Origin of the sequence: Azospirillum palustre (assembly GCF_002573965.1) — a bacterium.
Taxonomy (GTDB): Bacteria; Pseudomonadota; Alphaproteobacteria; order Azospirillales; family Azospirillaceae; genus Azospirillum; species Azospirillum palustre.
This window is the reverse complement of the sequence record NZ_PDKW01000043.1, coordinates 1,797,365-1,817,698: the sequence shown is the minus strand read 5'-3', so window position 1 is coordinate 1,817,698 and position 20,334 is coordinate 1,797,365. Positions and strand designations below refer to the sequence as shown.

20 protein-coding genes, 1 other RNA gene and 2 pseudogenes are annotated in these 20,334 nt (G+C 67.0%); 17 read left to right on the top strand and 6 right to left on the bottom strand.

Annotated elements, in window-relative coordinates; translation table 11 throughout:
• From CRT60_RS37835 to CRT60_RS30870, 7 genes are all read left to right on the top strand, one after another.
• Positions 1 to 178, top strand: a 178-nt coding sequence (locus CRT60_RS37835) for a hypothetical protein (protein WP_425290428.1), incomplete at its 5' end; no start/stop codon positions are given.
• Between the two features lie 29 nt (positions 179 to 207).
• The gene (locus tag CRT60_RS30895; RefSeq protein WP_098740255.1) at positions 208 to 1,164 is read left to right on the top strand and encodes a DODA-type extradiol aromatic ring-opening family dioxygenase; all 957 of its coding nucleotides are present in this window, start codon (positions 208 to 210) and stop codon (positions 1,162 to 1,164) included.
• 11 nt (positions 1,165 to 1,175) lie between these two features.
• Positions 1,176 to 1,814 carry an RraA family protein gene (locus CRT60_RS30890; RefSeq protein ID WP_098740254.1) on the top strand — a complete coding sequence of 213 codons (639 nt, stop codon included), beginning with the start codon at positions 1,176 to 1,178 and terminating at the stop codon, positions 1,812 to 1,814.
• Positions 1,811 to 2,503: an RraA family protein gene (locus tag CRT60_RS30885; RefSeq protein WP_098740253.1), complete on the top strand. Its 693-nt coding sequence runs from the start codon at positions 1,811 to 1,813 to the stop codon at positions 2,501 to 2,503. Before CRT60_RS30890 ends, CRT60_RS30885 begins: the two co-directional genes overlap by 4 nt.
• Positions 2,500 to 3,159, top strand: coding sequence for an RraA family protein (locus tag CRT60_RS30880; protein ID WP_098740252.1), 660 nt, complete (start codon positions 2,500 to 2,502; stop codon positions 3,157 to 3,159). The genes CRT60_RS30885 and CRT60_RS30880 overlap by 4 nt, the downstream gene beginning before the upstream one ends.
• Positions 3,160 to 3,195: 36 nt before the next feature.
• Positions 3,196 to 3,600 carry a RidA family protein gene (locus CRT60_RS30875; RefSeq protein ID WP_098740251.1) on the top strand — a complete coding sequence of 135 codons (405 nt, stop codon included), beginning with the start codon at positions 3,196 to 3,198 and terminating at the stop codon, positions 3,598 to 3,600.
• 4 nt (positions 3,601 to 3,604) lie between these two features.
• Positions 3,605 to 4,594 (top strand): amidohydrolase family protein, encoded by a 990-nt coding sequence (locus CRT60_RS30870; RefSeq protein WP_098740250.1) that lies wholly within the window; start codon positions 3,605 to 3,607, stop codon positions 4,592 to 4,594.
• 320 nt (positions 4,595 to 4,914) lie between these two features.
• Here CRT60_RS30870 and CRT60_RS30865 read toward each other — a convergent pair whose 3' ends face one another.
• The gene (locus tag CRT60_RS30865; RefSeq protein WP_098740249.1) at positions 4,915 to 5,886 is read right to left on the bottom strand and encodes an ExeA family protein; all 972 of its coding nucleotides are present in this window, start codon (positions 5,884 to 5,886) and stop codon (positions 4,915 to 4,917) included.
• A pseudogene (locus CRT60_RS30860) lies at positions 5,880 to 6,512 on the bottom strand (IS481 family transposase); the annotation flags it as partial. The pseudogene CRT60_RS30860 and the gene CRT60_RS30865, both read right to left, overlap by 7 nt.
• A gap of 91 nt (positions 6,513 to 6,603) precedes the next feature.
• Here CRT60_RS30860 and CRT60_RS30855 point away from each other — a divergent pair.
• A complete protein-coding gene (locus tag CRT60_RS30855) occupies positions 6,604 to 7,572 on the top strand; it encodes an IS5 family transposase (RefSeq protein ID WP_098740248.1) in 969 nt (322 codons plus the stop codon).
• Positions 7,573 to 7,846: 274 nt separating this feature from the next.
• Complete coding sequence (locus CRT60_RS30850) at positions 7,847 to 8,140, top strand: putative quinol monooxygenase (RefSeq protein ID WP_037093999.1); 294 nt, start codon at positions 7,847 to 7,849, stop codon at positions 8,138 to 8,140.
• A gap of 126 nt (positions 8,141 to 8,266) precedes the next feature.
• Here the strand turns inward: CRT60_RS30850 and CRT60_RS30845 are convergent, their stop codons facing one another.
• Both CRT60_RS30845 and CRT60_RS30840 read right to left on the bottom strand, forming a co-directional pair.
• Positions 8,267 to 9,511, bottom strand: a complete 1,245-nt coding sequence (locus CRT60_RS30845; RefSeq protein ID WP_098741112.1) for an IS701 family transposase — start codon at positions 9,509 to 9,511, stop codon at positions 8,267 to 8,269.
• 321 nt (positions 9,512 to 9,832) lie between these two features.
• Complete coding sequence (locus tag CRT60_RS30840; RefSeq protein ID WP_098740247.1) at positions 9,833 to 10,867, bottom strand: IS110 family RNA-guided transposase; 1,035 nt, start codon at positions 10,865 to 10,867, stop codon at positions 9,833 to 9,835.
• Between the two features lie 465 nt (positions 10,868 to 11,332).
• Here CRT60_RS30840 and ltrA point away from each other — a divergent pair, with 465 nt between their 5' ends.
• A complete protein-coding gene (ltrA, locus tag CRT60_RS30835; RefSeq protein WP_098740246.1) occupies positions 11,333 to 12,742 on the top strand; it encodes a group II intron reverse transcriptase/maturase in 1,410 nt (469 codons plus the stop codon).
• A 214-nt stretch (positions 12,743 to 12,956) separates the two neighbouring features.
• On the opposite strand, the pseudogene CRT60_RS30830 reads toward ltrA, so the two are convergent.
• Positions 12,957 to 13,163, bottom strand: a pseudogene (locus CRT60_RS30830) (glyceraldehyde 3-phosphate dehydrogenase NAD-binding domain-containing protein); the annotation flags it as partial.
• A 59-nt stretch (positions 13,164 to 13,222) separates the two neighbouring features.
• Positions 13,223 to 15,217, bottom strand: a complete 1,995-nt coding sequence (gene tkt, locus CRT60_RS30825) for a transketolase (RefSeq protein WP_098740245.1) — start codon at positions 15,215 to 15,217, stop codon at positions 13,223 to 13,225.
• 351 nt (positions 15,218 to 15,568) lie between these two features.
• Between tkt and CRT60_RS30820 the strand changes: the two genes are divergently transcribed.
• The 7 genes from CRT60_RS30820 (at position 15,569) to CRT60_RS30790 (ending at position 20,300) form a co-directional block, all read left to right on the top strand.
• Complete coding sequence (locus CRT60_RS30820; protein ID WP_098740244.1) at positions 15,569 to 16,972, top strand: hypothetical protein; 1,404 nt, start codon at positions 15,569 to 15,571, stop codon at positions 16,970 to 16,972.
• Between the two features lie 180 nt (positions 16,973 to 17,152).
• Positions 17,153 to 17,377 carry a hypothetical protein gene (locus CRT60_RS30815; RefSeq protein ID WP_098741111.1) on the top strand — a complete coding sequence of 75 codons (225 nt, stop codon included), beginning with the start codon at positions 17,153 to 17,155 and terminating at the stop codon, positions 17,375 to 17,377.
• 4 nt (positions 17,378 to 17,381) lie between these two features.
• A complete protein-coding gene (locus CRT60_RS30810; protein WP_098740243.1) occupies positions 17,382 to 17,690 on the top strand; it encodes a cell division protein ZapA in 309 nt (102 codons plus the stop codon).
• A 14-nt stretch (positions 17,691 to 17,704) separates the two neighbouring features.
• Positions 17,705 to 17,868: non-coding RNA, 6S RNA (gene ssrS / locus CRT60_RS30805), on the top strand.
• Positions 17,869 to 17,918: 50 nt separating this feature from the next.
• A complete protein-coding gene (locus CRT60_RS30800) occupies positions 17,919 to 18,509 on the top strand; it encodes a 5-formyltetrahydrofolate cyclo-ligase (RefSeq protein WP_098741110.1) in 591 nt (196 codons plus the stop codon).
• 22 nt (positions 18,510 to 18,531) lie between these two features.
• Positions 18,532 to 19,356 carry a TIGR00282 family metallophosphoesterase gene (locus tag CRT60_RS30795; protein WP_098740242.1) on the top strand — a complete coding sequence of 275 codons (825 nt, stop codon included), beginning with the start codon at positions 18,532 to 18,534 and terminating at the stop codon, positions 19,354 to 19,356.
• Between the two features lie 191 nt (positions 19,357 to 19,547).
• On the top strand, positions 19,548 to 20,300 hold the full coding sequence (locus tag CRT60_RS30790) for a YebC/PmpR family DNA-binding transcriptional regulator (RefSeq protein WP_098740241.1): 753 nt from the start codon (positions 19,548 to 19,550) through the stop codon (positions 20,298 to 20,300).
• The last annotated feature ends 34 nt before the right edge of the window (positions 20,301 to 20,334 follow it).

The window sequence follows — 20,334 nt, the reverse complement described above, 5'->3', positions numbered from 1 at the left end:
CCGCGCCTTCCGCGACGGCGATCCCCCCATCGGCTCCGCCGACGCCGTGCCGCGCACAAGCATCCGCGCCTTCGAGGGCATCGTGCCCAAATCCACCGACTGGCGCGACCTCGCCCGACCCGATGAGGGGCCGGCGTCCCTTCAGGTTTCCGAACTGGCGGACAGCCCGGTGTCCTGACCCCCTTTTGAAAAGACTGGAGACACTCCATGGCCAAGATCGTTCTGGGGCTGGGCACCGCGCACAGCACGCAGTGCAGCGTCAAACCCGAATGGTGGGCCGAGCACGCCAAGCTCGACCGCAAGCGCACCCCCTATGAAAGGCTGGAGGCCGACGCCCCCGCCTGGATGCCCGAGCAGTTGACCGACGAGGTGTGGACCCGCAAGTACGAGGCGACGCAGTCGGCCATCGCCACGCTGGGCCGCGCCCTGAAGGACGCGGCGCCCGACGTGCTGGTGGTGGTCGGCGATGACCAGCACGAGCTGTTCCTCGACGATTGCCTGCCCGCCTTCTCGGTCTTCATGGGGCCGGAGATCTGGGATCTGCCGGGCTCGCCCGAGAACCTCGCGCCGTCGCACCGCGCCGGCCGCTGGGCGGTCCACGCCGACGAACCCGACCGCTACGCCTGCGAACCGGCGCTGGCCCGCTGGATGGTGCGTCACCTGATCGACGCCGAATTCGACGTCGCGCAGTTCACCCGCCAGCCGGAAGGCCGCTCGCTCGGCCACGCCTGGACCTTCGTGAAGCGCCGGCTGATGACCGACATGGCCCCGATCCCGATGGTCCCGGTGCTGATCAACACCTATTTCCCGCCGAACCAGCCGACGCCCAAGCGCTGCTACGCGTTGGGACAGGCGATCCGCGCGGCGGTGGAAAGCTGGCCCGACGACCGGCGGGTCGCCGTCGTCGCGTCGGGCGGTCTCAGTCATTTCGTGATCGACGAGGATCTCGACCGCGCCGTCATCAAGGCGATGGCCGACAAGGACGCCGACACCCTGCGCGGCCTGCCGATGGACAAGCTTCAATCCGGGTCGTCGGAAATCCTGAATTGGGTCGTCGCGGCCGGCGCGCTGGAGGATAAGCGGATGGAGCTGGTGGACTATGTTCCCGGCTACCGCTCCAGCGCCGGGACCGGCTGCGGCATGACCTTCGCCACCTGGTCGTGAGGGGCGGGACGATGCTGACCCCCGGCCTTCTGGGCGAGGCGGCGGCGACCGGCACCGCCAGCCTGCACGAGGCCGCCGGCCGGATCGGCGCCCTGCCCTCCGCGATCAAGCCGCTGTCGCCCGCCATGCGGGTGGTGGGCCGCGCCTATCCGGTGCGCTCGCCCGGCGGCGACAATCTGTGGCTCCACCGCGCGATCTGTGCGGCGGCGGCCGGCGATGTGCTGGTCGTCGCGACCGGCGGCGCCACCGAATTCGGCTATTGGGGCGAGGTCATGACCCGCGCTGCGCAGCAACGCCAACTCGGCGGGCTGGTGATCGAGGGCGGGGTGCGCGACGCCGCCGCGCTGATCGAGGCCGGCTTCCCGGTCTTCGCGGCGACCGTCTGCATCCGCGGCACGGTCAAGGACCCGCAGGGCGACGGCGCCCTGGGCGAGCCGGCGACCATCGGCGGCGTCACCGTGCGCGCCGGCGATCTGGTGATGGGAGACGCCGACGGCGTGTGCGTCGTCCCCGCCGCCGGGGCCGGAGCCGCCGTCCGCTCCGCCCGCGACCGCGACCGCGCCGAACAGGACATCTTCGCCCGTCTTGCCCGTGGCGAGACAACCATCGACATCTACAAGCTGCCCCGGCAGCCGGGAGCCGCGTCATGACCGCAACCCTGGTTGAACGCCTGTCCAGGCTCGACACCTGCGCCGTGTCCGACGCGCTGGACCGGCTGGGCAAGAGCGGCCTAGCCGCCGGGCTGACACCGCTCAGCGGATCCCGGCTGGTCGTCGGCGAGGCGATCACCGTCCAGCTCGGCCTCGTCGACGGCACCGCCAGCCCACGCCATCTCTGCACGGCGGCGGTCGACGCCAGCGGTCCCGGCAAGGTCATCGTCATCGCCCACGGCGCGCGCACCGACGTCGCCGGCTGGGGCGGCATCCTGTCGCTGGGCGCGGTGACGCGCGGGGCGGAAGGCGTGGTGATCGACGGCGCCTGCCGCGACCTGGACGAGACGCGGCAGTACGGCCTGCCGCTATGGGGCCGCAACGCCGTCCCCACCACCGCGCGCGGCCGCATTCGCGAGGTTGCCTGGAACGAGCCGGTGACGCTGTGCGGCGTGCCGGTCGCCCCCGGCGACCTCGTCATCGCCGACGCCAGCGGCGTCCTGTTCATCGCCCGGGCCGACGCCGCCGAGGTCGTCGCCACCGCCGAGACCATCGCGCGGCGCGAGCGGCTGATCGCCGACGCGGTGCGGGGCGGCCGGTCGATGGCCGAGGCGATGGGCGCCAACTACGAAACCATGCTGACCGAACACACCGGGGTCAGCGTCAACGAAGGCAGGGAAACGGTATGAGCGACGACAAGAGCCGCCTCGACGCCATCACGGGGTTGAGCTGCACCGACATCAGCGACGCGCTGGACCGGCTGGGCATTCCCGGCCAATGTTTCGGCATCATGCCGCTGGACCGGAATTTCCGCCTTGCCGGACGCGCCTGGACACTGCGTTACGGGCCGGTCGGGCAGGATCGCGGTACGGTCGGCGACTACATCGACGATCTCGGCCCCGCCGACGTGGTGGTGCTCGACAACGCCGGGCGCCTCGACGCCACCGTGTGGGGCGATCTGCTGACCTCCACCGCGTCGCGGCGCGGCATCGCGGGTACCGTCATCGACGGCATCTGCCGCGACATGGACCGCAGCATCGAACTGAACTACCCGCTCTACAGCCGGGGCAACTGGATGCGCACCGGCAAGGACCGGGTGCGGGTCGAACAGACCGCCGTGCCGGTCTCCATCGGCGGCATCCGGGTCGAGCCGGGCGACTGGCTGAAGGGCGACGGCGACGGCCTCGTCTCGGTGCCAGCGTCGCGCATCGACGAGGTTCTGGCCATCGCCCACGAGGTCCATGACGCCGAGGAGCGGATCCGCGCCGCCATTCTCGACGGTGCTTCGCTGCGCGAGGCTCGGGCTTCGGTCGGCTACCACACCCTGCAAACCCGCCGCGCCTGACACCGGAACCGAAGCCTGAAAGGGAGGACACCCGCCATGACCAAGCGCCGGCAATCGCTGGAGCTTCCCAACGCCAAGCACAGCGCGCCGATTCCGATGGGGGCCCGCGTCGGCAACATGATCTTCTCGTCCGGCATCATGGGCCAGAACCCGACCAACGGCGACCTGCCCGATGATCCGGCGCTCCAGGCCCGCTACGCCTTCCAGAACATGAAGGCGCTGGTCGAGGCCGGCGGCGGCACGCTGGACGACATCGGCCGCATCACCGTCTTCATCAAGGACAATTCCATGCGCGCCCACGTCAACACCCAGTGGGCCGAATATTTCCCGGACGAGCACAGCCGTCCGGCCCGTCACGCCATCGTGCTCGACCTTCCCGGCGGCATGCTGGTCCAACTCGAAATAGTCGCCGTCGTGCCCGACGCTAGACAGGAGACCTGACACCATGATCATCGACAGCCACGCCCACATCGTGATGCCCGACGTCGCGTACCGTTACATGGCCGACATCGTGTCGAGCCGGACGAACCCGAACTTCCGTTTCAATCCCGACCATGATCTTCTGCGCGAGACGGCGGAGAAGCTGGTCTCGATGATGGACAAGGTCGGCACTGACATCCAATTCCTCTCCCCCCGCCCTTTCGCGCAGTTGCATTCGATCAAGCCGGCGGCGGTGACGCGGGATTGGACCAGCGCCGTCAACGACATGATCGACGTCCAGTGCAAGATGTTCCCCGACCGCTTCCGCGCCGTCGCCGGCCTGCCGCAATATCGCGACAGCAGCCCGGAGAACTGCCTGGAGGAGTTGGAGCGCTGCGTCCGCGATCTGGGCTTCGTTGGCTGCCTGCTGAACCCCGACCCGACCGAGGGCGACGGCGCGCCGCCTCCGGGATTGGGCGACCGCTTCTGGTACCCGCTGTACGAGAAGCTGGTCGAGCTGGACGTGCCGGCGCTGGTCCATTCGGCGAGCTGCTGCCAGCCACGTGAATCCTATACGCTGAAATTCATCAACGAGGAGAGCATCGCGATCATCTCGCTGCTGGACTCCCAGGTGCTGGAGGATTTCCCGACGCTGAAGATCGTCATCTCCCACGGCGGCGGCGCCATCCCCTATCACATGGGCCGTTTCCGCGCCTGGAACTTCCGCCGCAAGGAGACGATGACCTTCGACGAGAAGATGCGAAAGCTGTATTACGATACCTGCAACTATTCGAAGGAGGCGCTGAACTTCCTGTTCAGCGTCATCGGTACCGACAATGTCATGTTCGGCACCGAGCGCCCGGGCACCGGCACCGTCCAGGATCCCAGCACCGGCCTCGACTTCGACGATCTGAAGCCGGTGATTGAAAGCATCGACTGGCTGAATGCCGATGATCGCTACAAGATCTTTGAGGGCAACTGCCGCAAGGTCTACACCAGCGCCTTCCCGGCCTGAAGACGCTTTCGACAAACATGGGAGCGGGCGGGTGCACCGGGTGAAAGCGCGCCGGAGTTCCCGCCCAAGCCTGAACGGCACAATCAGAAGCAGCCGCGACCAGGCGGAGATTGCGGGTGGCGGGGCGGCATCGTAGAAGAGGTACCTGTAGGTGCTTGAGATCATCGGCGGCCGTGCTCGCTTTCATCGCCGAATCCTGCTCGAAATCGGTGAGAACGGGACAGGGTTTGTGCTCAGATTAACTGCGACGTTGCTCACAGTCGGTGCGACATGCTCGCAATCATCCGGCCCTGCTCATATTGCGTGAGACGATGGCCCGGTTAGAGCGGTAGCCCGGCTGCTTGCATTTGTTGCGTCAGTTCCTGCGCTCTGGCGCCCCCCAGTTCACCGCGCAGGAACTGTCGGATCTCCGCCGGCTTGACGCTGAACTGGTCGGCCAGGGAGCGCACGCTGTAGCCGTGACGGGTCAGGCGCGGTTCAAGGTCGTCGAGCTGACGCGACAGGATGCTCTCTACCACCTGCACGGTGACCGGCCGGTCTCCGATCCGGAACGCCTCCTCGAACGCGAGGGTCAGGTGCTGCTCGATCTGGAGGGGGGTCTTCAGGCGGCTGGCCAACAGCTCCACAGCCGCCGTCTCGATCAGCTCGCCGATGTCGATGCCCTCGCCGGCACAGCGTGCGAGGAGCCAGCGGATGTAGGCGAGCTGGTTCCCCGCCATGCCGTCGAACTCGAACACCACCGACCGGTAGCCGATCTCTTCCATGGTCGGACGCCGGAGGTCGTTCCGGAGTTTGGGATGGCCCACCAGCACGACGGAGAGCATGCCGCCGCCATCAGCCACGACCTCCATCAACCGCTTCAGGCCGATCAGCGTCTTGCCGTGCAGGTCGTGCGCCTCGTCCACGAACAAGGCCACGGGCTTGCGGCCGCGACGCACAAGCTGTTGCAACTCGCGCTCCCGCTTCTCGCCCAGGGTCGGGATCTTCGGATCCTTGTCCGGGGAGAGGTCGTGGAACAGCGCGGTGATGAGGGTCGGGATGGTGGTGCGGTCCTTGTCTACCGACAGGCTCTTTGACACGGTGACGCGCCCCTCGCGGGTCAGCTCGTCCTGAATGCGGCGAAGCAACACCGTCTTGCCGCTGCCGACGACGCCGGCGACCGCCACCAGGCGGCCGGCCAGGATGGATGCCTTCACATCCTTGATGAGCTGGCGGTGATGATCGGTTTCGTAATACCCGGCCATCAGCAGGTCCCGCTCCAGCCTGAAATGCTCCATGACCTCCGTCAGCATGGCCCGCCCCCTCCCGTCCGCTGCCTGAAGTACGCCCGCACCCTCGTCAGCACCTCGTCCTTGGCCAGGGTCTCCCGCACCAGCGCGTCGATCCAGGCCCGGTCCTCGGCCGGCAGCTTCGCCAAGGCCAAGCCGATCTCGCCAGCGACCGCGCGCTTGGCCGCGATGATGTCGGAAAAGGCCAGAGTGCGGTAGGGGTCCGGGTCGGCGAACGCCACCTTGGCGGCCGGTGCCGTAACGGGCGGCGGCAGGGGGGAGGTGCCGCCGTCCAGGGCCGCGCGCGGCAGGCCGATGCGCTCCGCCAGTTCGGCCACCCGGTCGGCGCGCTCTTCGGACCTGGTCTTCTGATGCTTGCGATACTTGTGCAACGGGATGGGACCGCCGACCGGACCGTAGGGACCATACCGCCGGTCACCATGCTCGACGTGGAGTTCCTGGTCGAACAGCCCCCACCAGAGCACCACGTCCTCGCCGGCCAGGTCCGGATCGACCTCGTAGGCCACGCCATCCACGGTGATACGGGTGTCGATGCCGACCTTGCGCCGTTCCGGCTCCCGCGCGAAAGCACAGAACCGATCCCAGGCGCACATCTCGCGATAGCCCTTCTCCGGCAGGTGCCGCACCCAGTGACGTTGTTGCAGCGAGGCGGGGATTGCGGCTGGCGGGATGGCATCGTAGGGGAGGCGTCGTTGACCTTTCCCTGTTCTGATCCAGCCGATGCCGTTCAAAGCCAACGCCGTGCGCCGTCATCACATCCCCAAGCAGCGATACAGGGTTCGCAACTGGCAGGAGTATGATGCCGCGTTGCGGGCGCGTGGCAGCCTGACCGTGTGGTTCAGCGACGAGGCCGTGGAGCGCTGGCGGGCCGAGACCCGATCCACACCAGGCGGGCAGCGCACCTACTCCGACTTGGCGATCCTCACAGCATTGACGCTGCGCGCGGTGTACCGCTTGGCCCTGCGGCAAACGGAGGGGCTGGTCGCCTCCCTCGTCCAGTTGCTCGGGCTCGATCTGGCGGTGCCGGATCATTCCACGCTCAGCCGCCGGGCCAAGACCGTCACCGTCCCGACCCCACTGGCAACAGCCAACAAACCGGTGCGTCTGTTGGTCGACAGCACCGGCGTGAAACTGTGCGGGCCCGGTGACTGGCTGGTCGAGAAGCACGGCATGCGCCGGCGCCGCGCGTGGCGCAAGCTGCACATCGGCCTGGACGCCGCCACCGGGCGCATCGTCGCCGCGACACTGACCGACCATGACGTGGATGACGCCTCGCAAGTCGGACCACTGCTGAACCAGATCGCTGAGCCACTCGAGGCCGTCATCGCCGACGGCGCTTACGACCAGAGCGGCGTCTACGAGGCCGTGAACGAGCGGCACCCAGGGGCGGCCGTGGTCGTGCCGCCGCGCTCCACCGCGGTGCCGAGCGATACCGCGCAGAGCGATCCGACACCGCGGGACCGGCATCTGCAGGCCATCGCTGACGGTGGTCGCAGGGCGTGGCAGGCAACATCCGGCTACAACTTACGCGCGCTCGTGGAGGCCCTCTTCAGCCGCTACAAACACGTGATCGGGGATGGTCTGCGTTTCCATACCGACGATCGGCAGCAGACCGAGATCGGCGTCGCCGTCCTGGTCCTGAACCGCATGCTCGACCTCGGACGCCCGGACGCCATCCGCATCGCGTAATCAACAGCGTCGGCCACGCCGTCAGACGTTCCACCGCCTCGATGCAACAACGTCATTCGCGTTGACACGTTCCGTGGCGCGTGCTGTCGCGTTCGCTGTCGAACAACCTGATGACGTCAACGTCAACGCGATCGTCATCCGGCCGACCGCACAGCAGTTCTGATTTCGACGAGGAGGCGGGGCCGCGTGTGCTCCGCCTCATGGGGAACGTACCGGCCCGCTCGTCCGTTACTTTGCCGAATAATATCTGTCCGTTTCACTTGAGGAGTCATTTATGCCCAAACTTGCCCTGTATGTACCACTGAAGGCCAAGCCCGGAAAAGAGCGCGATGTCGCCAATTTCCTGACCTCGGCATTGCCGCTCGTTCAAGCTGAGGCGGGCACTCTGACCTGGTATGCGATCGAGGAAGGTCCCGGTGCGTACGCGATCTTCGATACGTTCGACACAGAGGAGGATCGGCAGGCCCATCTTGACGGCAAGGTTGCCGCCGCACTGATGGACAAGGCAGAAGAACTGTTTTCTGAACCGCCGCAGATTCACAAGTTCACCCTGCTGGCCGCGAAATAGCGGAGCGGTCGGCACCCTAACATTACAGTTGCGCTTTTGTACGGTGGGCTTGGCAGGCGAGCGCTTGATGGCATCGCCTCCACGCCGACCATGCGATGACGGTTGCGGGCTCGATCGACCGCCGGGTTAGGCGGTCGGCAACACGACGGATCTCCTGCATCGACCAACGGACCATAGGTGAGGAACTTTCCTCATCGTTTTTGGGGGCGTGGCAAGGGTATCGGCCTTGTGCCGGACCACGGCCAGCAGGGCGAAGGCGAGCATGACCAGCGAGACGTGTCGGTGCCAGCCGTGCCAACTCCGCGTCTCGTTGTGATCCAGTCCCAGCTCGGTCTTCGCCGTCTCGAAGGCGTCCTCGATCGACCAACGTTGTCCCTCGACGCGGACCAATGTGTCCACCGGCGTACCGTGCCGGCACCAGGTTGTGAAGAAGGCCAGTTCCCCATCAACGGGGCGTCGCCGCACCAGCAGCCCGCGCGTCCAGAGACCCAGACCGGGCGTCGCTCCAACCATCTCAGGATCGAAATCGGCCAGTTCCAGGTAGGCCCAGTCATAGAGCCGCGGCCCCTTGGTGCCATCGCCCGCCGACAAGCGAATCCAGCTCTCCGCCGGCAGGTCCCTGGCGATCTTCTCGGCAGTGCCAGACACCGACAAAGTCGGGCTCCAGGAATTGAAATGGTGACTGCCGGTCACGCCGAGCACGTAGCCTTTGCCGGCACGGCGCAACACCATCTCCAACTCACCGACGCCATAGACGCTGTCGGCTGCCACCCAAGCGAAAGGCACCCCCGCGTCAATCGCCCGACGCACCATCGCGGCAGCTATGGCCGGCTTGGTGGCGAAGCGCACATCCTCGGGCACGTGGGCTTTGACGAGGCGGTCTGGGGTGCCCGTCCAGTCCTTGGGCAGGTAGAGCCGCCGGTCGATGAAGGCGTGGCCCTTGGACGAGGTGTAGACGGCGAAGACGCCGATCTGGCAGTTGGTGATCTTTCCCGCCGAGCCGGTGTACTGGCGCCCGACGCCGCAGGAGGCTCTACCCTGCTTGAGGAAGCCGGTTTCGTCGATCACCAGCGTGGCGTCGGGCTCGGCCAAGGCATCAAGCGCGTAGTCGCGGACCACGTCGCGCAGCGCGTCGGCATCCCAGGAGGTCCGGCCGAGCACCGCCTGCTGACGCCAGGGACCCGTATCACCTGCGGCCTCGGCGCGCATCCACCCCGTCTTGCGCCGCTCCGGCCCGAGCAGCCCGTCCAGGAACGCGCCCGCTGATGCCGCCGTGCCGGACTGCAAGAACAGCGGCCGGAGCCGGGCTTTGGCTCCACGCAGTTCCTCTGACCACAGCCCCAGCAGGTCCTCGACCGCAACACCGGACATGGCGACCTCCCAAAGCCTGTTCAACAGGCGAGAGGACATTCCATCGCAACTGTAATGCTTCCGTAATGGGCCGTCAGACGTCAAGTCCCTCGCAGTGATTGTCACGTCGCCGGCTTCATGCTTCCGTCCGTGGTCAGCACGGTGGCTGCCACATCATGCCGTCAGAGAAAGGAAGCCAGCGGGACAATCTAAGGCGCGTGGTTCACTCCCGCAGGAGCTTCCACAGCACTACTCCCGTCCTCACTGGTTTCCGCGTCCCGGCGACGGGACCTCACCGGAGCAACACCTTCCGGCTCTGCTCCAAACCGTTGTCCTATCTTCTTACGCGGTTACCAGCGCCTCCTTGCCCCAGCGGAACTCGCTGCCATCCACCCACATGCGGTGCAGGACAGTGGCCAGCTTCCGCGCCAGAGCGACCTTGGCCCGCTTCACGCCACGCCGCTTGGCCACGTCCAGCGCCCAGCGCTTGAGCGTGGAGAACCGGGTGGTCCGGCTCAGCAGCACGTTGGCGGCCTCGTAGAGGGCAGTGCGCACCATCACGTCCCCCACCTTGCTCACCCCGCCGGTCACGTCGGTCTCGCCCGACTGGTACTTTTTGGGCGTCAGCCCGAAGTGCGCGCCCACCGCCTTGGACGAGGTGAAGCGGGCTGGATCATCGACTGTCGCCCTGAAGGTCACCGCCACCAGCGGCCCCACCCCAGGAACCGTCATCAACCGCCGACAGACCTCATCGGTGCGCACGATCGCCAGCATCTTGCGATGCAGGCGCATGAACTCGCTGTGCAGGCCTGCGCGTGCCGTCAGCATGGCACCGACGACCTCCTCCAACATCGCATGCCCCTCGATCAGTTCCTCCACCCGCGCCGCAAAGCGCCCTTTGCTGACCTCACCGACCTTCAGCCCGAAGCCGCGCAAGATGCCGCGGATGCTGAACTCCACATCGCGCAGCTTGCTCTGCAGAAGCTTACGGCCAACCAGCAGGGCGCGCACCTCCTGGGCATCGGCCGACTTGCGGTGCACCGACCGGAACCAGCCCATGCGCAGCAACTGGGCGATGCCGCGGGCGTCCTTGCGGTCGGTCTTCACCACCATCGCCGACAGCGCCGCCTTGACGTGGCGGGTCTCCAGCAGCACCGTCGCCAAGCCCGCCGCGCTCAGCCCGGCGTGCAGCCACTGCGACAAGGGTCCAGCCTCCAACCCAATGCGGACCACCGGAAAGCCAAGCTCGCCGAAGAAGCGCACCAGGGCGGCGGGCTCGCTTGCCACCTTGGCCTCCCGCACAATCTTGCCCGTCGCATCCACCACGCACACGCTGCTCTGTTCCAACGAGACGTCGATTCCGGCAAAGTGATCCATGGCTGTCCCCCTTGATGCTTGGGGCCGATCCGCTCGGACCCCGTTTCTCACACCATCACTGTGGGGAGTACGTCATGCCAAGCTGACGTTTGCTTGTTGGTGAAAGTCCAATCCGGCTAAAGCCGTAGCAGGCAGGCCGGGACCGAGTCTTGCGGGCGTCGCGGCAACGCGGGGTCTGAAGTGTAGACAGGAGCCATGCAGGGTGCGGGATAGAGCCTCGAAAGGTGGAAGGTCGCGGAGGCCGAGCTGTTTCCCTACCAGCGAAGGCAGTATGTGCATCGTCGTTATGCGAGACGGTGACGCTCCGCCGGGGTCGAAGGCCGGGCCATGCATGGAAGGCAAGCGTTGGAACATGAGAGGCCCGACCGGGTCCGCCGGATTGGTCTCCGGCGGGGGGCGCACGCAAGGCACTGCCGGAGTGGGCGCCCGAGCTGAGGTCGGGAGTCGGACTGGTTCATAGTACCGATGACGCCGTCGAAGGAAACGAGGCGCGCCGAGGGAAGGGGCCAGCCTGAAGGGAGCCCGCGCAAGGGGGCTGGGGTCCGGACACAGAGCCGGAGTGCCTTGCCGCCCAACCTTGCCCGGGTGAACGCCGCGGCTCGACGAGCCGTCCAGACCCGCTTCACCGCTCTGCTGCATCATGTCGACCGAGCCGCCCTGGAGAGGGCGTTCCGGCGACAGAGGCGGCAGGCCAGTGCAGGAGTTGATGGGATGACTGTGGCAGTGTATGCGCAGGACCTGGAAGCCAATCTCCAGGACCTGTGCTCGCGCATCCACACCGGTCGCTACCGGCCACAGCCGGTCCGGCGGGTCTTCATCCCCAAAGCCGATGGGGGGCAGCGGCCTCTCGGCGTGCCAACCCTGGAGGACAAGATCGTCCAGGGCGCGGTGGCTGAGGTGCTGAGTGCCATCTACGAGGCAGACTTCCTTGGGTTCTCCTACGGCTTCCGGCCGGGGCGCAACCCGCACATGGCGCTTGATGCCCTTCATACGGCCATCATGACCCAGCGCGTGACGTGGGTGCTCGATGCCGACATCCGCAGCTTCTTCGACTCGGTTGACCACGAGTGGTTGCTGCGGATGCTGGCGCATAGGATCGCCGATCCCCGTATCCTGCGGCTCATCGAGCTGTGGCTTCGGGCCGGCGTCCTTGAGAGCGACGTGTGGTACGAGACGGACCAGGGTACGCCACAGGGGGCGGGAATTTCGCCTCTGCTTGCCAACGTCTTCCTGCACTACATCCTTGATCTCTGGGTTCATCAATGGCGTCGTCGCCACGCCCGCGGTCGCGTTGTGATCGTACGCTATGCCGACGACTTCGTGATGGGCTTCGAGAAAGAGGCCGATGCACGGGAGATGCTGTCTGCTCTGAAGGAGCGTCTGGCCGGCTTCGGCTTGGCGCTGCATGAGGACAAGACGCGTCTGATCGAGTTTGGCCGCTTGCCGGCTCTGGCTCGACGACAGCGGGGCGAGCGGCACCCGGGAACTTTCGCCTTCTTGGGGTTCACCCACTACTGCGGGTGGACACGGGATGGCCGGTTCATGGTGAAGCACAAGACGCAGAGCAAACGCCTGACGCGCAAGCTGACGGCGTTGCGCCAGGAGGCATGGCGGTTGATGCACGCCCCCCTGGCCGAGCAACACCGCTGGTACGCCAGCGTGCTGCTGGGCCACTACGGCTATTACGGCCGGCCGCACAACTACCCGGCGCTCAGCGGATTCTGCCAGCAAGTCCGCCGCATCTGGCTCTGCTGCCTGAGGCGGCGCAGCCAGAAAAGCCGACGGATGGGGTGGAACGAGTTCGAGGCTCTGACAGCGCGCTTCCCCTTGCCAACTCCTCGCATCACGCGCCCGTGGACGAGACGTCCGGCATGAGGCGGGTTACCTTCAGGAAGAGCCGGGTGCGGGAAATCCGCATGCCCGGATCTGTGAGGGCGAAAGCCGAATGGCTGAGCTACTCGACCAGCCACCCGACCAAGCCAGAGCTTGGTGCAAGGCCCATTACCGCATCTAGTGTGAGGTCGTCTGGTTCTAATGCTCCTGAATGCAATACCGGGACGTCCATAAACTCCTTTGTACCTAGCCGCTTGACGATCAGCACGCCGTCGCCGGTCTCGATGGTGCCGGGGAAGCGGCCGTGGACGCTGTCGTACTTCAGCAGGTGGGCGTTGGCCTTCAGATCGGCGAGGTCGTTGATCGCCACGACCTCCACGTCCTTGCGGCCGCTCTCGTAGATGGCGCGCAGAACCAGACGGCCGATGCGGCCAAAACCGTTGATCGCTACCCGTACAGCCATGACTTCCTCCAGTTGGATATGGGGCGCCCGAATTCGGCTGGACGCCCCTTCGGCTTCTCTCAGAGACGCGCCTTAACGGCGTCCACGACCGCTTCGGCGGTGATGCCGAAGTGCTTGTACAGTTCCTGGTAGGGGGCCGATTCGCCGAAGCCGGTCATGCCGACGAAGGCGCCCTTGTCGCCCAGCCAGCGGTCCCAGCCCAGACGGATCGCCGCCTCGACGCCGACGCGCACGCCGGTGCCCAGCACGGACGCCTTGTAAGCGTCGTCCTGGCGCTCGAACAGTTCCCAACTCGGCATAGACACAACGGCGGTGCCGATGCCCTGGGCCTGCAGGGCCTTGCGGGCCTCCACCGCCAGCGACACTTCCGAACCGGTGGCGAGGATGGTCGCCTTGCGCTCGCCCTCGGCCTCGACGATCACGTAGGCGCCGCGGGCCGACAGGTTCTCGGCCGTGTGCTCGGTGCGCAGCGTCGGCACGTTCTGGCGGGTCAGCGCCAGCACCGACGGGGCGCCGGTGGCCTCCAGCGCGATCTGCCAGCATTCGGCGGTCTCGACCGCGTCGGCCGGGCGCAGGACCAGCAGGTTCGGGATGGCGCGCAGCGCCGCCAGATGCTCGACCGGCTGGTGGGTCGGGCCGTCCTCGCCGAGACCGATCGAGTCGTGGGTCATCACGAAGACGGTGCGCTGCTTCATCAGCGCGGCCAGACGGATCGCCGGACGGCAATAGTCGGCGAACTGCATGAAGGTGCCGCCGTAGGGGATGATGCCGCCATGCAGCGTCATGCCGTTCATCAGCGTCGCCATGCCGTGCTCGCGCACGCCGTAGCGGACGTAGCGGCCGGCGAACTCGCCCTTGCCCTTCACGTCGGCGGTGTTCTTGACCTTGGTGTTGTTCGACGGGGTCAGGTCGGCGGAGCCGCCGACCATCTCCGGGATCGCCGGCACCAGCACTTCCAGCGTGTTGCCGGAGGCGACGCGGGTCGCCCAGCTCGGCTTCTCGGCGCTGATCTTCTGCTTGAAGGCGACGATGGTGTCGGCCAGCGCGCTCGGCACGCCATGGCTGAACGCCTCGTCGAAGGCCTTGCCGGCCTCGGCGCTCAGGGTGGCGCGGCGGCTGCTCCAGGCGTTGTACGCCTCGACGCTGCGGGTGCCGGCGGCCCGCCAGGCGGACAGCACCTCGTTGGGAACGACGAAGGGCTCATGGGTCCAGCCGATGGCGGTGCGGGTCGCGGCGACCTCGTCGGCGCCCAGCGGCGAGCCGTGGCAGGCGTGGCTGTTGGCCTTGTTCGGCGCACCCTTGCCGATGATGGTGCGGCAGGCGATCAGCGTCGGCTTGTCGGTGGAGGTGCGGGCCTGGGCGATGGCCTTCGACACCGCGTCGGTGTCGTGGCCGTCGACGGCGATGGTGTTCCAGCCGTAGGAGCGGAAGCGCGCCTGGGTGTCGTCGGTGAAGCTGAGGTCGGTCGTGCCGTCGATGGAGATGTGGTTGTCGTCCCACAGCACGATCAGCCGGTTCAGCCCGAGATGGCCGGCCAGCGAGCAGGCCTCGTGGCTGACGCCCTCCATCAGGTCGCCGTCGGACGCGATGACGTAGGTGTAATGGTCGATCAGCTCGTCGCCGAAGCGGGCGTTGGTAATCCGCTCCGCCAGCGCCATGCCGACGGCGGTGGAGACGCCCTGGCCCAGCGGGCCGGTGGTCATCTCGATGCCGAGGCTGGGGTCGACTTCCGGGTGGCCGGGGGTCAGGCTGTGCAGCTGGCGGAAGCGCTTGATCTCGTCGATGGTCATCCGCTCGTAGCCGGTCAGGTAGGCCAGCGAGTAGAGCAGCATCGAGCCGTGGCCGGCCGACAGCACGAAGCGGTCGCGGTCGGCCCAGGTCGGGTTCTTCGGATCGAACTTCAGGAACTGCGTGAACAGGACCGTGGCGACGTCGGCCATGCCCATCGGCATGCCGGGGTGGCCGGACTTCGCGGCCTCGACCGCGTCCATGGAGAGCGCGCGGATCGCGCTGGCCATCGTGTGGAGGGAGGGCTGGGCGGAGTCAGCGGACATCTGGCGTTTCCTGCGGGTCGGGCGCGGTTGCGGCGTCGGCAACGGTGGTTGCGCGGTCGCCTCGATAAGGCGCCGCGAAACGGGCGCACCATGCAGAACCGCCGTCCGCAGGTCAACATGGGATTGGGATAAGCGCCGGTCATGGCTGGACAGACGGCAGTGGATGGCGGGCCGCTCCCCCGCATACAGCCATATGGTGTTTAAATGACAGAATTTGAGTCAAAAAGTATATAAAAAGTCCTCCGCATATCTCAATTGCGAGCGGAATAATTCTCGTACCCGCAATTGGAGAGTTCACCGACGATCCGGCGGGAAGGCACCAATAAATTGCAGAAACCAAGGAATTGTCACATGTCCAATCCTTATCCCTACAATCAACAAATCGCGTCCTATACGCCGGCATCCGGTGATTTCAGCGGATACACCTTCGTCGTCGCCACCTGCGCGAACGGCATTTCCGTCGGTGAGATGATGCCGACCGACGATGGGTCCCAGAGCCTGACCTACCAGTTCGTTTCCGGAATCGATTCCAACGGCGACGACAACACCACGGTCACCTTCCTGGTGAACCCGGATGCCTCGGAGCAGAACGCGCCCTTCTATTTTCTGGCGGGCAGCAGCGCCAATCACCTGATCCTCTATTCGTTCACGCCGACCTCGAACCCCGGAGATCTCACCTCCGACTGCGTCACGCAGGTGCAGACGGTCGTCACGCTGGATACGCCGGTCGCGAGCAGCGTGTTCTATCCGACGACGAAGACGCTCTATGTCGTCGGCAGGAACGGCGACCTGTCGACCTGGTCGGTCGATTTCGACACGAGCACGGGCGTCCCGTCCTTCGCCCAGATCGCCTCGAACAACGCCTATGACAACACCGATGCCGGCCAGATCCAGGTTCTGCTGGCCGGCAACAACGGAAATTCGCCGTACGCCATCGCAACCGGGCTGTGCAACAGCACGATCAGCGAACTGCTGTATTTCGATGCGTCCCTGGAACAGGTCGGCTTTCTGAACGGCACCCTCGCCGGGTCGGTCGCGATCGCCGCGGCGCCCTCCGGCCTTTACATGGCGACGTCGACCGCGCTCTACCGGCTGCCGTCGTCGCAGATCGACCTGTCGAGAGTGTCGGCCTCGATGTTCGATGGCGAATGGGCTGCGGTCGCCGCGGCGCCGGGTGGCGTGACGCTGACGTCGCTGGCCTATGTGCCGATGACCGGCAACGACAGCTATCCGGCCGGCATCGTGCTGATGGGCGGCTATGACGGGTCGGCGGACAATGGCTCCGACGTCGGCGTGATCTACGCGTACAACCCCGTCGACGGCAGCTGCCAGCTGGTGATCGACGGGATTTCCGGGCCGGTCTATGGCCTGCTGTCGGACAATTCGACGCATGGCATGTACAGCAACGGCTCGACCGGGCTGGGCTTCCTCAATTTCGACGCCGGGCCCGACGCTCCCATCGCCACCACTCTGGTGACGAACGAGTCGTCGTCGCACAACGGCCTGATCGGCCGCATCCTGCGCGATGTCGTGTTCGCCACGGTGATCGTCGCGACCGCTGTCGCCGGGGCGCCCGAAGTGGGTGTCGAGGCGGTGGAGGTGGATGCCGCCGCCGAAGGGGGCGCCGATGCGGCCGAAGACGCGGCATCGGATGCCGCCACCGGCGGGTCCGAGCAGTCGGACATCGATGCCGACGCGATGGGCCAGCAGTTCGCGGCCGAGCAGCCCGACGAGACGCCGACCGCCGGGGTCTGATCCGTCCGTCCTCCCGGTCGATGGAGGCGGGGCTGCGGCGCGATTGCCCGTTGACGGCAGTCGCGGTGCAGCCCAACTGTAGAGGACACAGCCGGCCACGGCTTGGCTTGGAACCGCGGCTGCGGCCTGCTGCTGCGGTTCCCTCGCCTGACTCTTTTCCGGATCGTCGAGACTTCGTCCATGGACCCTCTGAAAGCCGCTCTCGACCGCCTCGGCCGTGCCGTGGAACGCCTTGACCATGCGGCCGCCGCCCGCGAGGAGCGGGTCGTCCGCCGTGAGCAGGACCTGTCCCAGGCGCTGGAGACCGCGCGGGCCGACCGGGCGACCGCCCAGGCAACCGCGGAGGCGGTGTCGCAGCGGCTGGAGGTCGCCATCGCCCGCCTGCAACACGTGCTGGAGAGCTGACGTCATGGCGCAGGTCGATATCGAGGTGAATGGCCGCTTCTACCGCATGCTGTGCGAGGACGGGCAGGAGGGCCGGCTGCGCGAACTGGCGGCCTATGTGGACGACCGCCTGCGCCGGCTGACCGGCGGCGGGCGCAGCGGGTCGGAGGCGCAGATGATGCTGATGACCTGTCTGGTGCTGGCCGACGAGCTGCAGGACGTGATGTCCGGCAAGGGCATCGCCCCCGCAATCGACGAGGCCGCGGTGGCCGGCGAACTCGATCGTGTCGCAAAACGCATCGAAGAGGTTGCCGCGCGGCTCGAGCGCGCCTAGATTGGTACACGGAAGGACCGCTGCCTGGTTCGACAGGCTGCAATAATCCCCAGGGCCGATAACCTTGAACTCTAGGGAGCTGTCCCTGTCCGGCCCATCGGGCCGGGTACATGGCGCCCACCTGCTCATGCAGGCCATGGAGGATAGGCATATGGCCACCGGCCGAGGCGGCCCCTTCCACCCTTTTTTCGGGCCATGCCCGATCCCTCTCTCCGCACGCAGTCCGCGATGACCGATCCGCAAGCCAAGGACGCCGCCCGACGCGAGGCGCGCGCCCGGCGCGACGCCATCGCCGACCACGACCGCTCCACCGCCTCCGCCGTCTTGCGCGACCGCATCGCCGAACTGGCGCGCGACGGCCACCTGCCGCGCGGTGCCGCCGGGGGATACTGGCCGCTGGGCTCGGAACTCGACGCGCGGCCGGCTTTGCTCCATCTTAAGGATCTGGGCCATTCGGTCGGACTGCCGGTCTCCGGGCCGCGCGGCACCGCGCTGGTGTTCCGCGACTGGGACCCGCAGGCGCCGATGACGGCCGGGCGCTACGGCATCCGGGAACCGGCGGAGGGGCGAGCGATCCTGCTGCCATCGCTTCTGCTGGTGCCGCTGCTGGCCTTCGACCGCTCCGGCCACCGGCTGGGCTATGGCGCCGGCTATTACGACCGGACACTGGACGGCCTGCGGGCCGGCCGGGCTGGCGCGGTGGTGGCTATCGGCGTGGCCTTCGCCGCGCAGGAGATGCCGGCGGTGCCGGTGGACGGCCATGACGAGCGGCTGGACTGGATCGTAACGGAGCGCGAGACGCTCCGCATTCTTAAGTGAGCTTTTCTGGAAGGTTGGGGCGATGCGGATTCTGTTCTTCGGCGATGTGGTGGGCCGGTCCGGGCGCGAGGCTGTGCTGGCGCATATGCCGATGCTGCGCGAGAAGCTGGACCCCGACCTGACGGTGGTGAACGGCGAGAATTCGGCCGGCGGCTATGGCGTCACGGTCAAGATCGCCGAGGAGTTCTTCGAGGCCGGCATCGACGTGGTGACGCTGGGCAACCATACCTGGGACCAGAAGGAACTGGTTTCCACCATCGAACAGCAGCCGCGCATCGTCCGCCCGGTGAATTACCCGGAGGGCACGCCGGGCCGCGGCCATGTGCTGCTTCAGGCGCGCGGCGGGCGCAAGGTGCTGGTGGTCAACGTGCTGCTGCGCCTGTTCATGGAGCCGATGGACGACCCCTTCGCCGCGGTGGACCGGGTGCTGAAGGCGCACCGGCTGGGCCCCGGCGGCGTCGATGCCGTGCTGATCGACATGCATGGCGAGGCGACCAGCGAGAAGATGATCATGGGGCATTTCTGCGACGGCCGCGCCTCGCTGGTGGTGGGCACCCACAGCCATGTGCCGACCGCCGACCACATGGTCCTGCCGAAGGGCACCGCCTACCAGTCCGATGCCGGCATGTGCGGCGATTACGACAGCGCCATCGGCATGAAGAAGGAGGTGGCGCTGGCCAAGATGGTGCGGAAGCTGCCGACCGAGCGGCTGTCGCCGGCGGAAGGGGAAGGCACCGTCTGCGGCTGCTACGTCGAGACCGACGACCGCACCGGGCTGGCGGTCCGCATCGAGCCGCTGCGCATCGGCGGGCGGCTGAGCCAGGCCTTGCCGGAACGGATGCAGTAAGGCCGTCGCGGCTGCGGCTGCGGCTGCGGCTGCGGCTGCGGCCGCGCCGCAATCTCGCCATATTGACTTTCTAATCCCGTGGGTGTCGTCTCCCGCGCCGAAAAGGTGCGGTGGAGCGGCAGACCTGTTACATGTGTCGTGCGCTTCACCCCGCCCGATTGACCAATTCCGTTTCGAGGCTCGTTCGACCCATGGCCGGTCATTCCCAGTTCAAGAACATCATGCACCGCAAGGGCGCGCAGGACGCCAAGCGGTCCAAGATCTTCAACAAGCTCGCCCGCGAGATCACCGTCGCCGCCAAGAGCGGCCTGCCGGACCCGGCGGCCAACCCGCGCCTGCGCGCCGCCATCCTGGCCGGACGCGCGCAGAACATGCCGCGCGACCGCATCGACCGCGCCATCAAGCAGGGCACGCCCGGCGGCGGCGACGACGCCAACTACGAAGAGGTGCGGTACGAGGGCTACGGCCCCGGCGGCGTCGCCCTGATCGTCGAGGCGCTGACCGACAACCGCAACCGCACCGCCGCGGAAGTGCGCTCCAGCTTCACCAAGTACGGCGGCAGCCTGGGCGAGACCAACTCGGTCAGCTTCATGTTCAGCCGCATCGGCGCGATCTTCTACCCGGCCGCCGCGGCGGATGCCGACGCCGTGTTCGAGGTGGCGCTGGAGGCCGGCGCCGACAACGTCGAATCCGACGAGAACGGCCACGAGGTCACCACCACGGTGGAGAATTTCGGCATTGTGCGCGATGCGCTGGAGGCCAAGTTCGGCGGCGCGGAGAGCGCGCGCCTGACCTGGCGTCCGCTGAACACCGTCGCGCCGTCGGAGGATGCCGCGGCCAGCCTGCTGAAGCTGCTGGACGTGCTGGAGGACAACGACGACGTCCAGGTGGTCGAAGGCAACTTCGACATCTCCGACGAGCTGATGCAGAAGCTGACCGCGTAAGCTGAACGCGGGTCTTGCAAGCGGAGAGCGGGTG

What these genes read in the sequence shown, in the direction of transcription:
- CRT60_RS30895 (WP_098740255.1), top strand. Translation starts at nt 208, where the DNA reads ATGGCCAAGATCGTTCTGGGGCTGGGCACCGCGCACAGCACGCAGTGC.
- CRT60_RS30890 (WP_098740254.1), top strand. Translation starts at nt 1,176, where the DNA reads ATGCTGACCCCCGGCCTTCTGGGCGAGGCGGCGGCGACCGGCACCGCC.
- CRT60_RS30885 (WP_098740253.1), top strand. Translation starts at nt 1,811, where the DNA reads ATGACCGCAACCCTGGTTGAACGCCTGTCCAGGCTCGACACCTGCGCC.
- CRT60_RS30880 (WP_098740252.1), top strand. Translation starts at nt 2,500, where the DNA reads ATGAGCGACGACAAGAGCCGCCTCGACGCCATCACGGGGTTGAGCTGC.
- CRT60_RS30875 (WP_098740251.1), top strand. Translation starts at nt 3,196, where the DNA reads ATGACCAAGCGCCGGCAATCGCTGGAGCTTCCCAACGCCAAGCACAGC.
- CRT60_RS30870 (WP_098740250.1), top strand. Translation starts at nt 3,605, where the DNA reads ATGATCATCGACAGCCACGCCCACATCGTGATGCCCGACGTCGCGTAC.
- CRT60_RS30865 (WP_098740249.1), bottom strand. Translation starts at nt 5,886, where the DNA reads ATGCTGACGGAGGTCATGGAGCATTTCAGGCTGGAGCGGGACCTGCTG.
- CRT60_RS30855 (WP_098740248.1), top strand. Translation starts at nt 6,604, where the DNA reads ATGCCGTTCAAAGCCAACGCCGTGCGCCGTCATCACATCCCCAAGCAG.
- CRT60_RS30850 (WP_037093999.1), top strand. Translation starts at nt 7,847, where the DNA reads ATGCCCAAACTTGCCCTGTATGTACCACTGAAGGCCAAGCCCGGAAAA.
- CRT60_RS30845 (WP_098741112.1), bottom strand. Translation starts at nt 9,511, where the DNA reads ATGTCCGGTGTTGCGGTCGAGGACCTGCTGGGGCTGTGGTCAGAGGAA.
- CRT60_RS30840 (WP_098740247.1), bottom strand. Translation starts at nt 10,867, where the DNA reads ATGGATCACTTTGCCGGAATCGACGTCTCGTTGGAACAGAGCAGCGTG.
- ltrA (WP_098740246.1), top strand. Translation starts at nt 11,333, where the DNA reads ATGACGCCGTCGAAGGAAACGAGGCGCGCCGAGGGAAGGGGCCAGCCT.
- tkt (WP_098740245.1), bottom strand. Translation starts at nt 15,217, where the DNA reads ATGTCCGCTGACTCCGCCCAGCCCTCCCTCCACACGATGGCCAGCGCG.
- CRT60_RS30820 (WP_098740244.1), top strand. Translation starts at nt 15,569, where the DNA reads ATGTCCAATCCTTATCCCTACAATCAACAAATCGCGTCCTATACGCCG.
- CRT60_RS30815 (WP_098741111.1), top strand. Translation starts at nt 17,153, where the DNA reads ATGGACCCTCTGAAAGCCGCTCTCGACCGCCTCGGCCGTGCCGTGGAA.
- CRT60_RS30810 (WP_098740243.1), top strand. Translation starts at nt 17,382, where the DNA reads ATGGCGCAGGTCGATATCGAGGTGAATGGCCGCTTCTACCGCATGCTG.
- CRT60_RS30800 (WP_098741110.1), top strand. Translation starts at nt 17,919, where the DNA reads ATGACCGATCCGCAAGCCAAGGACGCCGCCCGACGCGAGGCGCGCGCC.
- CRT60_RS30795 (WP_098740242.1), top strand. Translation starts at nt 18,532, where the DNA reads ATGCGGATTCTGTTCTTCGGCGATGTGGTGGGCCGGTCCGGGCGCGAG.
- CRT60_RS30790 (WP_098740241.1), top strand. Translation starts at nt 19,548, where the DNA reads ATGGCCGGTCATTCCCAGTTCAAGAACATCATGCACCGCAAGGGCGCG.